The organism is Streptomyces sp. bgisy100 (assembly GCF_057709105.1).
Map to the genome: position 1 here is coordinate 24,651 of NZ_JBYITE010000034.1, position 12,190 is coordinate 36,840.

The 12,190-nt window shown below is 72.1% G+C and carries 13 protein-coding genes and 1 tRNA gene; 7 read left to right on the forward strand and 7 right to left on the reverse strand.

Going from position 1 to position 12,190, the window contains the following annotated elements; all coding sequences use genetic code 11:
- Positions 1-81 precede the first annotated feature (81 nt).
- Together AC3EQ1_RS21635 and AC3EQ1_RS21640 are read left to right on the forward strand one after the other, a co-directional pair.
- Positions 82-600: a hypothetical protein gene (locus tag AC3EQ1_RS21635; protein WP_432095997.1), complete on the forward strand. Its 519-nt coding sequence runs from the start codon at positions 82-84 to the stop codon at positions 598-600.
- Positions 601-605: 5 nt separating this feature from the next.
- Positions 606-863 carry a DUF3817 domain-containing protein gene (locus tag AC3EQ1_RS21640; protein ID WP_432095998.1) on the forward strand — a complete coding sequence of 86 codons (258 nt, stop codon included), beginning with the start codon at positions 606-608 and terminating at the stop codon, positions 861-863.
- 122 nt (positions 864-985) lie between these two features.
- Here AC3EQ1_RS21640 and AC3EQ1_RS21645 read toward each other — a convergent pair whose 3' ends face one another.
- A complete protein-coding gene (locus AC3EQ1_RS21645) occupies positions 986-1,447 on the reverse strand; it encodes a hypothetical protein (protein WP_432095999.1) in 462 nt (153 codons plus the stop codon).
- A 394-nt stretch (positions 1,448-1,841) separates the two neighbouring features.
- Complete coding sequence (locus AC3EQ1_RS21650) at positions 1,842-2,654, reverse strand: AraC family transcriptional regulator (protein WP_432096000.1); 813 nt, start codon at positions 2,652-2,654, stop codon at positions 1,842-1,844.
- A gap of 49 nt (positions 2,655-2,703) precedes the next feature.
- Between AC3EQ1_RS21650 and AC3EQ1_RS21655 the strand changes: the two genes are divergently transcribed.
- Entirely contained in the window at positions 2,704-3,135 is a 432-nt protein-coding gene (locus AC3EQ1_RS21655) for a DUF2000 family protein (RefSeq protein WP_432096001.1), read from the forward strand.
- A 136-nt stretch (positions 3,136-3,271) separates the two neighbouring features.
- Here AC3EQ1_RS21655 and AC3EQ1_RS21660 read toward each other — a convergent pair whose 3' ends face one another.
- A complete protein-coding gene (locus AC3EQ1_RS21660) occupies positions 3,272-3,667 on the reverse strand; it encodes a TraR/DksA family transcriptional regulator (protein ID WP_432096002.1) in 396 nt (131 codons plus the stop codon).
- Positions 3,668-3,976: 309 nt separating this feature from the next.
- On the opposite strand from AC3EQ1_RS21660, the gene AC3EQ1_RS21665 reads away from it, so the two are divergent.
- Positions 3,977-4,366 (forward strand): hypothetical protein, encoded by a 390-nt coding sequence (locus tag AC3EQ1_RS21665; protein ID WP_432096003.1) that lies wholly within the window; start codon positions 3,977-3,979, stop codon positions 4,364-4,366.
- A 226-nt stretch (positions 4,367-4,592) separates the two neighbouring features.
- Here AC3EQ1_RS21665 and AC3EQ1_RS21670 read toward each other — a convergent pair.
- Positions 4,593-4,665, reverse strand: a tRNA-Thr gene (locus tag AC3EQ1_RS21670).
- Positions 4,666-4,883: 218 nt separating this feature from the next.
- Between AC3EQ1_RS21670 and AC3EQ1_RS21675 the strand changes: the two genes are divergently transcribed.
- From AC3EQ1_RS21675 to AC3EQ1_RS21685, 3 genes are all read left to right on the forward strand, one after another.
- Positions 4,884-6,020 (forward strand): ABC transporter ATP-binding protein, encoded by a 1,137-nt coding sequence (locus AC3EQ1_RS21675; RefSeq protein WP_432096004.1) that lies wholly within the window; start codon positions 4,884-4,886, stop codon positions 6,018-6,020.
- Positions 6,021-6,407: 387 nt separating this feature from the next.
- Positions 6,408-6,830, forward strand: a complete 423-nt coding sequence (locus AC3EQ1_RS21680) for a hypothetical protein (protein ID WP_351512306.1) — start codon at positions 6,408-6,410, stop codon at positions 6,828-6,830.
- A 65-nt stretch (positions 6,831-6,895) separates the two neighbouring features.
- Complete coding sequence (locus tag AC3EQ1_RS21685) at positions 6,896-7,660, forward strand: nucleotidyltransferase family protein (RefSeq protein ID WP_432096005.1); 765 nt, start codon at positions 6,896-6,898, stop codon at positions 7,658-7,660.
- 348 nt (positions 7,661-8,008) lie between these two features.
- Here AC3EQ1_RS21685 and AC3EQ1_RS21690 read toward each other — a convergent pair whose 3' ends face one another.
- The 3 genes from AC3EQ1_RS21690 to cysS all read right to left on the reverse strand — a co-directional run bounded on the left by AC3EQ1_RS21690 (position 8,009) and on the right by cysS (position 12,170).
- Entirely contained in the window at positions 8,009-9,613 is a 1,605-nt protein-coding gene (locus tag AC3EQ1_RS21690) for a DoxX family protein (RefSeq protein WP_432096006.1), read from the reverse strand.
- 91 nt (positions 9,614-9,704) lie between these two features.
- A complete protein-coding gene (rlmB, locus tag AC3EQ1_RS21695; RefSeq protein ID WP_432096007.1) occupies positions 9,705-10,661 on the reverse strand; it encodes a 23S rRNA (guanosine(2251)-2'-O)-methyltransferase RlmB in 957 nt (318 codons plus the stop codon).
- A gap of 114 nt (positions 10,662-10,775) precedes the next feature.
- A complete protein-coding gene (gene cysS, locus AC3EQ1_RS21700; RefSeq protein ID WP_432096008.1) occupies positions 10,776-12,170 on the reverse strand; it encodes a cysteine--tRNA ligase in 1,395 nt (464 codons plus the stop codon).
- Between the last annotated feature and the right edge of the window lie 20 nt (positions 12,171-12,190).

Here is a 12,190-nt window from a genome sequence, read left to right on the forward strand (position 1 = left end):
GCAGCCTACCTAAAAGAGCCGTAGGTAGTGTATGTATTGGCAGCCAACATATAGAGCTTCCGAAGACTGGGAGGCACCGCAGTGACCAAGCTGCTGCTGTCCGTACATGTCCTCGCCGCGATACTGACGGTCGGATCGATCGCCGTGGCCGCTTCGCTCTTCCCCCGCTACGCGCTGCAGGCCGCCGGGGGCGCGGATCCCGACGGGCGGGCCGCCGGAGTCGCCGCCCTGCTGCACCGGATCTGCCGCGGCTACGCCCTCGCCGGCCTCGCGGTCCCCGTCTTCGGGATCGCCACCGGCGCCCAGCTCGGCGTCCTCACCGACGCCTGGCTGATCACCTCACTCGTGCTGACCACCCTCGCGGCGGGCCTCCTCGCCCTGGCGATCCTCCCCGGCCAGCGACGCCTGCTGGCACCGCCCCGCACACCGGACGGGGAAGGGGAAGGGGACGCAGAAGTGGAATCGGAGCAGAAGACGCCCCCGGACGAACTGCGCCCCGTGGCAACCCGACTGACCATGCTCACCGGCGTGTTCAACCTCCTGTGGGCGGTCGTCGTCATCCTGATGATCATCCGTCCCGGCTCCACCACGGGAGCGTGACCGCCGTGCGCACCCTCCGCCTCGCGGCCGCCGTCGAGGCCGCCTCCTTCGTGGCCCTGCTGGGCAACCTCTTCACCGCGCACATCCCGGCGATCACGACACTCGTCGGCCCCCTGCACGGCACGGCCTACCTCGCCGTCATCGCGGCCACCGCGCTGACGGCCGCGGCCCCCACGAGCGCCCGGTGGCAGTCCGCCGTCCCCGGGGTCGGCGGCCTGCTCGCCCTGCGACTGATCGGGCGGAGAACCCCACAGCACACCTGACCGCCGGAGAACCCCACGGAGCGACTGACCGACGACGGAACCCCCACTGCGGCGCCGCCCTTACCCCCGTTGGAAGGGCGGTGCCGCGGTGGGCACCTGCGACGGGCGGCCTCCCCGACCGCCTACAGCTGATGCAGCCACGCGTTGACGAGCAGCACCCCCAGCACCGCGAACACCCCGGCCAGCGCCACCGGCCACCAGGGCCGCCGGCCACCGGGCGCCGGCGGCTCCAGGGCCCGGTCGGCAGCCGAGACGCCCCGGAGCACGCCGAGCGCCGCCAGCACCACCGGAACGGCGACCAGCGCATGAACGACCCACGCCCCCACGAGAGTCGGCCCGCCCCACGAGTGCTCGTAGTCGTGCGCGTCGATCAGCGGATACAGCAGTCCGTTGGCGGTCGCCTGCCCCGCCAGTAGCGCCACGGCCCAGCCGAACAGCCCCAGCGCGACACCGCACCCGCCCCGGAGCACCAGACTCCCCCGGGACTGCCGAATACCTGCCACCAGCCTGCCGACGGAAGCCGGGAACAGCACCAGCCCCCGCCCCGCACCACGCCATGCGGAGACGCCGACGAGACCCGACACGACCGGCGCCCACCTGCTGCGATTCGCCCCGCGGGGCTGCGTGTTGACCATGCGGCAAGCCAACCAACGCGACAGCGCCGACTCCATCGTGCGGGCACGAGGAAACACCCTTCGTGCTGGCCACACCCTCCGGACCTCACCCTCCGGACCTCACCGAAGGGCGCCATGAACGGACCATGCCCCGCACACCGGTCGGGTTCCGCCTGGGCAGCTGGTCCCGCCTCGGCATCGGGTTCCACCTGGGCCGGGTGCACCCGGAAAGGCACGCAGCAGGACTCCTCGTGCCGGGTGTCCGCGGGTCAGGGGAACATGGCTACCGGGTGCCCGCAGGCCAGGGGCACGGATGCCGGCTGAGCAGCACGCCGTGGTGCTCAGCCCGGGGCCCGTTCCACGGTCACCGTCCCTCCGGACCGCCCCTGCGCCGCGTGTAGCGGCCGGGCGCGGTCCCCACGAGCCGTTTGAAGTGCCGGGTCAGGTGCGACTGATCGTAGAAACCGACCTCGGTCGCCACCTCCGCGGGCAGCCGGCCGTCGAGCAACAGGCGTCTGGCACGGTCGACACGGCGGGCCATCAGATATTGGTGCGGGGCGATGCCGAAGGCGGCACTGAAGGCCCGCACCAGGTGGGTCGGATGGGCGTGCAGGAGCTCGGCCGCCTCGTCCAGGGTCGCCCCCTGGACCAGCCGCTCGTCGAGGAGGTCCCGCAGATCCTCGGCCACGCCGCGGCCGGGCTTCGGCGGACGCCGGACGAGCCGGGGCCGCAGGTGGCCGCGCAGCCGTTCGCCGACCAGGGCGAGACGGCTCTCCGCCTCCAGTTCGTCACCCCGGTGCGCGAGGGCCGTGTGCAACTGCCCCACGCGCCGGCGCAGGAGCGGGTCGGCCAGGTCCGGGCCCTCGGCCGCTGGGCCGATGAAGCTCTCGTTCAGCAGGCTCAGGTCCAGGTAGAGCACCCTCTTGCGGAAGCCCTGCGGGGTGGCGGGTGAGCCGTTGTGCGGAATCTGCGGCGGCAGCAGCGACACCGTGTCGTCCGGGGTGCCGCACTCGCGACGGTTCAAGTCGTAGCGGACCGCGCCGTCGTCAACGATCAGCAGGGTCCACACGTCGTGGAGGTGCATGGGGTACGCGTGCTCGGTGAAGTGGGCGTGGAAGACCTCCACGACACCCGAGACCGGCGGACGCCACGCGGAAGTCTCCTGCCGGCCCACCATGCAAGGAATGTACAAGACCGCACGGCAGGCCGGTCGGCAGTCTCGGAGCATGACCACCGAGAACACGTCCGTACGTTTCGACACCAAGATCGCCGTCCTGCTGCGCGAGGACCTGGAGCCCTGGCAGCGGCTGAACGTGACCGCGTTCCTGGTCAGCGGTCTCGGCTCGGAGCTCCCCGAGGTGATCGGCGAGCCGTACGCCGACGCCGACGGCACCGCCTACCTGCCGATGTTCCGCCAGCCCGTCCTGGTCTTCGAGGGAACGAAGGAGACCGTGACCGCCGCACACGGCCGCGCCCTGTCCCGCTCGCTGCCACGGGCGGTGTTCACCTCCGACCTCTTCGCCACCGGCAACGACCGGGACAACCGGGCCGCGGTGCGGGCCGTACCGAGGGACCGGCTGGACCTGGTGGGTCTCGCCGTGTACGGGCCCCGCAACGCGGTCGACAAGGTGATCAAGGGCGCCCGGATGCACCCCTGAGCACCACGCGGCAGGCCGATCAGCGGGAACGGGAACGGGAGAAGCCGGGGCAGCGGGAACGGAAACGGGAGAGCCGGGGCTGGGAGAGACTGACGGGGAAAGCCTGGGCTGGGAGAGCCGGACGCCGCTCCCCCGCTCAGCGGCTCGCCGTGCCCGCCTCCGCGCACCGCACGCACGTGCTCGCCGACGGGCGCGCCTCCAGCCGTGCGGCCGGGATCGGCTCCCCGCACCCCTCGCACCGCCCGTAGTCACCGCGCTCCAGGCGCTCCAGCGCCCGGTCCAGATCGGCCAGCTGATCGTGCGCCTTCGCCAGCAGGGCGGCGACATGGGCGCGCTCGAAGGCGGTGCTCGACCCCTCGGGATCGTGCTCGTCGTCAACCGCCACCAGGGCGTTCGCCGCGACGATCCCCTCGAACTCCCGGCTCAGTGCTGCGATCCGCTCCTTGGTTCCGGCGCGCTCGGCCGCCAGCCGCTCACGTACGGCCTCACGCTCGGCCGGGAAGGAACCGACGTCACCGGACGAATCGCTCATGCCCTGGAGAACGCCGACACCCGGGATCGCATTCCACACCCCGCCCCGGTTCCCGGCGCCGGGAGACGACCGGCGACGTGGGCACGCCAATCGCCGCGCCGCACTGCCCTCACCGATGCCGGCGACGGATGCCGAAGGCCCCGGACCATGATCGGCCCGGGGCTTCGCCGGGGTTCCGCTTCGGCGGGAACCGCCGGCACGAGCGGGCAGTGCACGCTGCGCCAACTGGGGCGTACACGCAGCGCTAACGACTTCGGGCCAACCGGCTGTGAACATGTCGCTTGCACAGGCACAGGCACAGGGAGAAACATGAAGAAGTCAAAAGCGCTGCGCGGTACCGCCCTGATCGGTCTCACCGCCGCCGCACTCGGTCTCGGCGCGCTGAACGCACCTTTCGCTGCCGCCGAAACGTACTGGACGGCGGACGGCGAGGGCTCGTGGGTCGAGTACAGGTCCTCCGGTGACCAGTTCTGGGTCCACGACTCGCAGGCGGATGGCTACTCCGCCGCAGTCCAGTACCAGTTCGAAGACCAGAAGATCGTTACCCTGGTCAACGACAGGGGCGTGCTCAGCACCAAGCATTTCGTGCGGGACTTCCCCGAAATCGGGAACATCCAGTTCCGCGCCTGCAGGCACAAGACCAGCACCGGGAAGGTCTCCGGCTGCGGCAAATGGGTCCACGCCGACACCAGTGGCTGATCCGCCCCGCACCCTTCGAAGGCCCGCACTCCACACACGGATCCATCCCGTGCCCCCGTTGACCTGCCTGGCTGCGCTGCGCTGCGCCGGGAGAAGCGTCAGCACCATGGACCGGCTGCCGGAACGCCGCCTTGATCGTGGCTGACCGTCCCCGTCGATGTCAGCCGTGGATGTCGAACGCCCCGAACCGATCATGGTTCGGGGCGTTTTCCCTGTGCGGGCTCTGAGCCGACTGTCGGGTTCGAACCGACGACCTTCGCTTTACAAGAGCGGTGCTCTACCAGCTGAGCTAAGTCGGCGCCGCGCAGCGAAGCCCGTGCGCGGAGGCGGCTCCACTCTACACAGGGCGCTCAGCTTCCGGCATCAGGCGATCCCGGGCTGTGCAACTCGATCCGGGCCTGTCCAACTACTGACAAACCTCGACCCGCCGGGTAGCGTCCTGGCAACCCACTACCAGTGGACTACTCCTTTACTCGGATCGTCCGGCACGTTCCTGCCGGTGAAGGGATGTATCACCATGGCTACGGTCACGTACGACCAGGCAACCCGGATCTACCCGGGCACCGACAAGCCCGCCGTCGACAAGCTCGACATCCAGATCGAGGACGGCGAATTCCTCGTCCTCGTCGGCCCCTCCGGCTGCGGCAAGTCCACCTCCCTCCGGATGCTCGCGGGCCTGGAGGACGTCAACGACGGAGCGATCCGCATCGGTGACCGCGATGTCACCCACCTCCCGCCGAAGGACCGGGACATCGCCATGGTGTTCCAGAACTACGCGCTGTACCCGCACATGACCGTCGCCGACAACATGGGCTTCGCCCTCAAGATCGCCGGTGTCAACAAGACCGAGATCCGCCAGAAGGTCGAGGACGCCGCCCGGATCCTGGACCTCACCGAGTACCTCGGCCGCAAGCCCAAGGCCCTCTCCGGCGGCCAGCGCCAGCGCGTCGCGATGGGCCGCGCGATCGTCCGCGAGCCGCAGGTGTTCCTGATGGACGAGCCGCTGTCCAACCTGGACGCCAAGCTCCGCGTCCAGACCCGCACCCAGATCGCCGGCCTGCAGCGCCGCCTCGGCATCACCACCGTCTACGTCACCCACGACCAGGTCGAGGCCATGACCATGGGCGACCGGGTCGCGGTGCTCAAGGACGGCCTGCTCCAGCAGATCGACTCGCCGCGCAGGATGTACGACCGCCCGGCCAACCTCTTCGTCGCGGGCTTCATCGGCTCCCCCGCCATGAACCTCGTCGAGGTGCCGATCACCGACGGCGGTGTGAAGTTCGGCAACAGCGTCGTCCCTGTCTCCCGCGAGGCGCTGTCCGCCGCCTCCGACAAGGGCGACCGCACCGTCACCGTCGGCGTCCGCCCCGAGCACTTCGACGTGGTCGAGCAGAACGGCGACACCGCCCGCGCCCTCTCCAAGGAGGCCGCGGACGCCCCGGTCGGCCTGGCCATCACCGTCAACGTCGTCGAGGAGCTCGGCGCCGACGGCTACGTCTACGGCACCGCCGACGTCGGCGGCGAGCGGAAGGACCTGGTCGTCCGGGTCGGCGGCCGGCAGGTGCCGGAGAAGGGCGCCGTGGTCCACGTCGTGCCGCACCCCGGCGAGACGCACGTCTTCTCCACGTCCTCGGGCGAGCGCCTCGGCGACTGACCGGCCCGGCACCGACCCGCACCGCTGCGCAGCGGCCCGCACCACCGAACGCCGGCCCGCACCGCCGAACACCGGCCCGCGCCGCTGATCATCGGCTCCTGCCGTTGCGTCCGCCGGTCACCAACCGGCGCCGACGACGGGACCACCCCGCCCCGCAGCCACCACCGGCCGGCCCGGCGCCGTACACCCACCCCCGGGTGTACGGCGCCATCGCCGTGGGCAGCGTCAGGGCATCCGCCCGGCCGGCGCCCACCACCCCTGGGATCACCGCACTTCCGACGTTTCGACCCTGTGCGTCAACACGGTGAGCGGACCGGCTCGGCAGTTCGTCACTCAAGAGGGTGACTAAATGCCGTCGAATCATCACTCCTCGCTACGATCGCGTGCGTGAATCACGCAGCCCGCCGCATCGGCAGAACCCTCGCCTTCGTCCTCCCCGTCGTCCTGGTGCTCTCCGGGACGCTCGCGGTCACCAGCGTCCCGTGGTCGGGAACCGGTACCGACTCCCGGATGCTCACGGCGTCCGCGGAGAAGGCCTCCACGCACGCCAAGTCCCGCGCCCCGCAGGACGTGCTCCGCGACCGGCTCCTCGCGGAACTCCAGGAGAAGGACCCGGGCATCGCCCTCACCCACCTCCAGGAGGAGACCAACGCCCGCCCCTCGCTGGCCAAGCACTGCGCCTCCATCGCCCGCGCCCTGGGCCGGGCCGCGGTGGCCAAGTACGGCGGCGCCGCGCACCGCGCGCAGGAGTTCTCCCGCCCCGTCTGCGACACCTCCTTCGCCTACGGCGTCTCCCAGGAGGCCCCCTGACCATATGCCGCGAATGTCCGGACAACACCTAGGGTGCACCCATGACCGGTGACCACCCTGGGGATGTGAGCGAGGACGTGAGCGCGACTGCGCGCAGCGACGCGGACACCGACGTGTATCCCACACAAGCCGTGATCCTGGCCGGCGGCCAGGGGTCACGGCTTCGTCCGTACACCGACGACCGGCCCAAGCCGATGGTCGAGATCCCCGGAACCGGGACCCCGATCATCGGCCATCAACTGGCCTGGCTGGCCGAGGAAGGCGTCACCGACGCCGTGGTCTCCTGCGGGCACCTCGCCGCCGTCCTCCAGGACTGGCTGCGGTCCGCCGCCGACCGGCTCCCGCTGCGCGTCACCACCGTGGTCGAGAAGGAGCCGCTGGGCCGGGGCGGCGGCCTCAAGTACGCCGCCGCCTCCCTCCCCCACCCCGAACGCCCCTGGTACGCCACCAACGGGGACGTCTGGACGCGCTTCTCGCTGCGCGAGATGGCCGCCTTCCACCACGAGCGCGGCGCGGACGCGACGGTGGCGCTGGCCCGGCCGCGGATGCCCTGGGGAGCGGTGGAGACCGACGAGTTCGGCCACGTACTGGACTTCATCGAGGCCCCGCTGTCGCCGTATCACATCAACGCGGGGGTGTACGTGCTCTCCGCCGCGTTCACCGGCCTGCTGCCGCTCCGCGGCGACCACGAGCGCACCACCTTCCCGCGGCTGGCCCGCGAACGGCGCCTGGCGGGCTTCCCGCTCCCCCACGGTGCCTACTGGCGCGCGATCGACACGGTCAAGGACCTCTCCGAGGCCGCCGACGAACTCGCCTCCCACACACGCTGATTCGCCCGGCCGTCCCACCTCTGCCGAGTACGGGCGTACGCCTCCTGCGGCCCGCCCCCGGACAACGGCTACGCCGCCATGGACCACCGCGCACGGCGCCGCCATCGCGCGCCGCCGTACGGCCCTCCACCACCGCGCTCACGCCGGACGCGCCCCGCCCCGGCCCGGCACCATGCGGAGAGCCCCAGCCGCGGCGCGCCCTCGGCACGCCCGCCTCCCCACGGCACCGGCGCCCGTCCGGACCACCCGCCCCCACACAGAACGCCGCCCCACGACGTGAGTCGTGGGGCGGCGTTCCGGCCCGCGGGACCGGGGGGAGGCGTAGGCGGGCCCGTACGGGGTCCCGGGTCAGCCCAGGATGCCTCCGAGCGCGCCGCCGGAGGACGAGTCGCCGCCCGAGCCACCGGAGCCCGAGCCACCGCCGGTGGCCCCGCCCGGGGTGGCACCGCCGCCCGTGGACGACGGGCCCGCCGTCTGGCTCGGCGGCGCCGCCGGAGCGGCCGGCTGCTGCGGCGTCTGCACACCGCTGGTGTCCCGGCCGGAGGGGGACTGGCCCGGCTGCTGCCCGGTCCCGACCGTCGCGGTCTCCCGTGCCGTGTCCGGACCCGTGGACGCCCCCGCGGAGGCGCTCGGGGTGGCGCTGCGGCTGGCCTCGGGCGAACCCGAGCCGGCCGACGTCGGCCCCTGGGAGGCCTGCTCGGACTCCGGCTCCTTCGGCATCGGCGAGCCGGGGAGGTGGTTGCGCGGGGCGTCCGTCGGCCCCGGCACCGTGGTCATGTCCGTGGACCGCACGGCGCTGCCGAGCATCGAGCCGACCAGCAGGGCCAGTCCGCCGACGACCGTCGCCATGACGGCGCCGCGCCGCAGCACCCGCCGCCGCAGGTCCCAGATGCCGACCCGCGGGCCGAGCCGCCGCCAGGCCTCGCCCGCCAGCCGGGCGTCCATCGAGTACACCGGCGCCCCCGCGATGATCAGCGGGCTCCAGGCGGCGAGGTAGATGAAGTCCGGGGCCTCGTAGACCGGCACCGAGCGCCAGCTGACCATCATCAGCAGCGTGGCCGACAGCAGCGCGCCGAACGAGGCGGCCAGCCGCTGCCACAGTCCGAAGACCGTCAGCACACCGACCACGACCTGGAGGAACGCGACACTCAGCCCGGAGCCGACCGGGTGCGCCAGGGCGAAGTCGCGCAGCGGCGAGGCGAAGCCCCACGGGTGCAGGTGCGTGAGCCAGGTGACCATCGAGCCGCGCCGGCCGCCGTCGAAGTACACGGGGTCGCAGAGCTTCCCCATGCCCGCGGAGATGAGGATGAAGCCGAGGAAGATGCGCAGCGGGAGCAGCACGACGCCGAGGTTCATCCGGCGGCCCGGGTAGTACGCGTGCCGGACCGGGTCCGTCCCCTGGCGCCGGCCGGCGCGCCCCGCGTCGTCGACCGCGGCGAACTCGTCGGTGTCCGGGCCATCGTCGTAGTCGTCGTACGCGCCGCGGGCGGGCCGGACGCCGCGCAGCAGTTCCGTCTCGCCGGCCTGGGGGGACCGCGGGCCGATGACGGACGGCGGGGCGTCGTCGAGCCGGACGCGGGGCAGCACCTGGGTCGAGCCCATGTCGGCGCCGCCGCCCCGGTTTCCGGTTCCCGAGGCCCGTACGGCCTGGAGGAGATTGCCTGCCGCGCGATCGCCCGGTTCGCTGCGACCGCTCCACACGACGGGTGTCCGGCGCTTCCCTGCCCCGGGCGCTCCGGCGCCCGACCGTGCGGCGGAGCCGACGAGCTGCCGGGCGTGCCCCGGCGTGCCCCGGCCTCTGACCGGCGTGGCGAGCTGCACGCGGAAGCTCGCGTGGTTGACGATGACCTGGGACGGGTCGCACGGCACCTTCACCGTGCTCAGCACAGGCTCGTCGTCGAACCCTCGCGAGCGTGCCCCCGTAGGGCGGGGTGTTCTGGTGTCCACACTCATCTAACCGAGTGACGAGCGCATAGGACACTGCCTTGACGCCTCGAAGTGTCCGAGGCCCGTCAAGCTCCCCCGCCCCCCGGGGGGCAAAGGCTCACGCCCTGCGACGAGCCGTCTCGTAGAGGACGACGCCCGCGGCGACACCGGCGTTCAGCGACTCCGCGCCGCCCGGCATCGGGATCCGCACCCGGATGTCGCAGGTCTCGCCGACGAGCCGGGACAGGCCCTTGCCCTCGCTGCCGACCACGATCACCACGGGGCCGTCCAGCGCCTCGAGGTCCGTCAGCTCCGTCTCGCCGTCGGCGGCCAGGCCGACCACCGTCATCCCGGCCTTCTGGTAGCTCTCCAGGGCGCGGGTCAGGTTGGTGGCGCGGGCGACCGGGGTGCGGGCCGCGGTGCCCGCCGAGGTCTTCCACGCACCGGCCGTCATCCCGGCGGCGCGGCGCTCCGGCACGACCACGCCGTGGCCGCCGAACGCGGAGACGGAGCGGACGACCGCGCCCAGGTTCCGCGGGTCGGTCACCCCGTCCAGAGCGACGATCAGCGGGTCCTCGCCGGCGTCGAACGCGGCCGCGGCCAGGTCCTCCGGGTGCGCGTAGTCGTACGGCGGCACCTGGAGAACGAGGCCCTGGTGGTTCAGGCCGTTCGTCATCCGGTCCAGCTCGGGCTTGGGCGCCTCCATCAGCGCGATGCCGCCGCGGTCGGCGGCGAGCTGCAGCGCCTCGCGCACCCGCTCGTCGTTGTCGATGAACTGCTGGACGTAGAGCGTGTTCGCCGGGACGCCCTCGCGCAGCGCCTCGACCACCGGGTTGCGGCCGACGACCAGCTCGCTGGTGCCCTTGGGGCCACCGCGGCGCGGCGCCGGACGGCGGGTAGCCGCCTGCTTGGCCTTGGCGTTCGCGGCACGCTGCTTGGCGTGCCCCTTGCGCGCCGAGGCCGGCGGGGTCGGGCCCTTGCCCTCCAGGGCACGGCGCCGCTGACCGCCACTGCCGACCTGCATGCCCTTCTTGTTGGACGTGCGGCGGTTCCTGCGCTGGCTGTTGCCGGCCATGGGTCACCTAATTTCTTACTGCTGCTGCAATCCTGCGTTGCTGCAAACCTGCGTATGTATGGACTCCGGCGCTCCGGGACCCCCGGAGCGCCGGTCAAATCTGCAATTGTGCGATCAGCGCGGGCCGAGCTCCCAGCGCGGGCCGGACGGGGTGTCCTCGATCACCAGGCCGGTCTGCTGGAGCTGGTCACGGATCGCGTCGGCGGTGCCGTAGTCCTTGCGGGCGCGGGCCGCCTGGCGCTGCTCCAGCACCAGCCGGACCAGGGAGTCCACGACGCCGTGCAGGTCGTCGCCGCGGTCGGCGCCGGCCCAGTGCTCGTCGAGCGGGTCGAGACCCAGTACTCCGAGCATCGCACGGACCTCCGCCAGGCGGGCGACGGCGGCTTCCTTGTCGTCGGCGGTGAGTGCGCTGTTCCCCTGCCGGACCGTGGTGTGCACCACGGCCAGCGCCTGCGGGACACCCAGGTCGTCGTCCATCGCCTCGGCGAAGGCCGGCGGCACCTCGGCCGCGGGCTCCACGGGGCCCGCCTTCTCGACGACCCGCTGGATGAAGCCCTCGATCCGCGCGAAGGCCGACTCGGCCTCGCGCAGCGCCTCCTCGCTGTACTCGATCATCGAACGGTAGTGCGGGGTGCCCAGGTAGTAGCGGAGCACGATCGGGCGCCAGCGCTTGACCATCTCCGAGACGAGCACCGAGTTGCCGAGCGACTTGCTCATCTTCTCGCCGCTCATCGTCACCCAGGCGTTGTGCACCCAGAACGAGGCGAACGCGTCGCCGAAGGCCTTGGCCTGCGCGATCTCGTTCTCGTGGTGCGGGAAGACGAGGTCCAGCCCGCCGCCGTGGATGTCGAAGGCCTCGCCCAGGTACTTGTGGGCCATGGCCGAGCACTCCAGGTGCCAGCCGGGGCGGCCGCGGCCCCACGGGGTCTCCCAGCTGGGCTCCCCGGGCTTGGCCGCCTTCCACATGGCGAAGTCACGCGGGTCGCGCTTGCCGGTCTCACCGGCGCCCGACGGCTGCTGGAGGTTCTCCAGCTCCTGGTTGGAGAGCCGCAGGTACTCCGGGAAGGACCGCACGTCGAAGTAGACGTTGCCCTCGGCGGCGTAGGCGTGGCCCCGCCCGATGAGGCCGCGCATCATCTCGATCATCTCGGGGATGTGGCCGGTGGCCCGCGGCTCGTACGTCGGCGGGAGGCAGCCGAGCACGTCGTAGCCGTAGGTGAAGGCCCGCTCGTTGCGGAAGCCGATCGACCACCACGGCTCGCCGCTCTCCGCGGACTTGGCCAGGATCTTGTCGTCGATGTCCGTGACGTTCCGGACGAAGGTCACGTCGTAGCCACGGTGGGCGAACCAGCGGCGCATGATGTCGAAGTTGAGGCCCGACCTGATGTGCCCGATGTGCGGGGCGGCCTGCACGGTCGCGCCACACAGGTAGATCGAGACGCAGCCCGGCCGGAGCGGGGTGAAGTCGCGGATCTGCCGGGCGCTGGTGTCGTACAGGCGAATGGTCACCCCACAAGGGTAGTGCGCCC

Coding starts and splice junctions, on each gene's coding strand:
- AC3EQ1_RS21650 (WP_432096000.1), bottom strand. CDS start 2,654: ATGGTGGGCCGGCAGGAGACTTCCGCGTGGCGTCCGCCGGTCTCGGGT.
- AC3EQ1_RS21655 (WP_432096001.1), top strand. CDS start 2,704: ATGACCACCGAGAACACGTCCGTACGTTTCGACACCAAGATCGCCGTC.
- AC3EQ1_RS21660 (WP_432096002.1), bottom strand. CDS start 3,667: ATGAGCGATTCGTCCGGTGACGTCGGTTCCTTCCCGGCCGAGCGTGAG.
- AC3EQ1_RS21665 (WP_432096003.1), top strand. CDS start 3,977: ATGAAGAAGTCAAAAGCGCTGCGCGGTACCGCCCTGATCGGTCTCACC.
- AC3EQ1_RS21675 (WP_432096004.1), top strand. CDS start 4,884: ATGGCTACGGTCACGTACGACCAGGCAACCCGGATCTACCCGGGCACC.
- AC3EQ1_RS21690 (WP_432096006.1), bottom strand. CDS start 9,613: ATGAGTGTGGACACCAGAACACCCCGCCCTACGGGGGCACGCTCGCGA.
- rlmB (WP_432096007.1), bottom strand. CDS start 10,661: ATGGCCGGCAACAGCCAGCGCAGGAACCGCCGCACGTCCAACAAGAAG.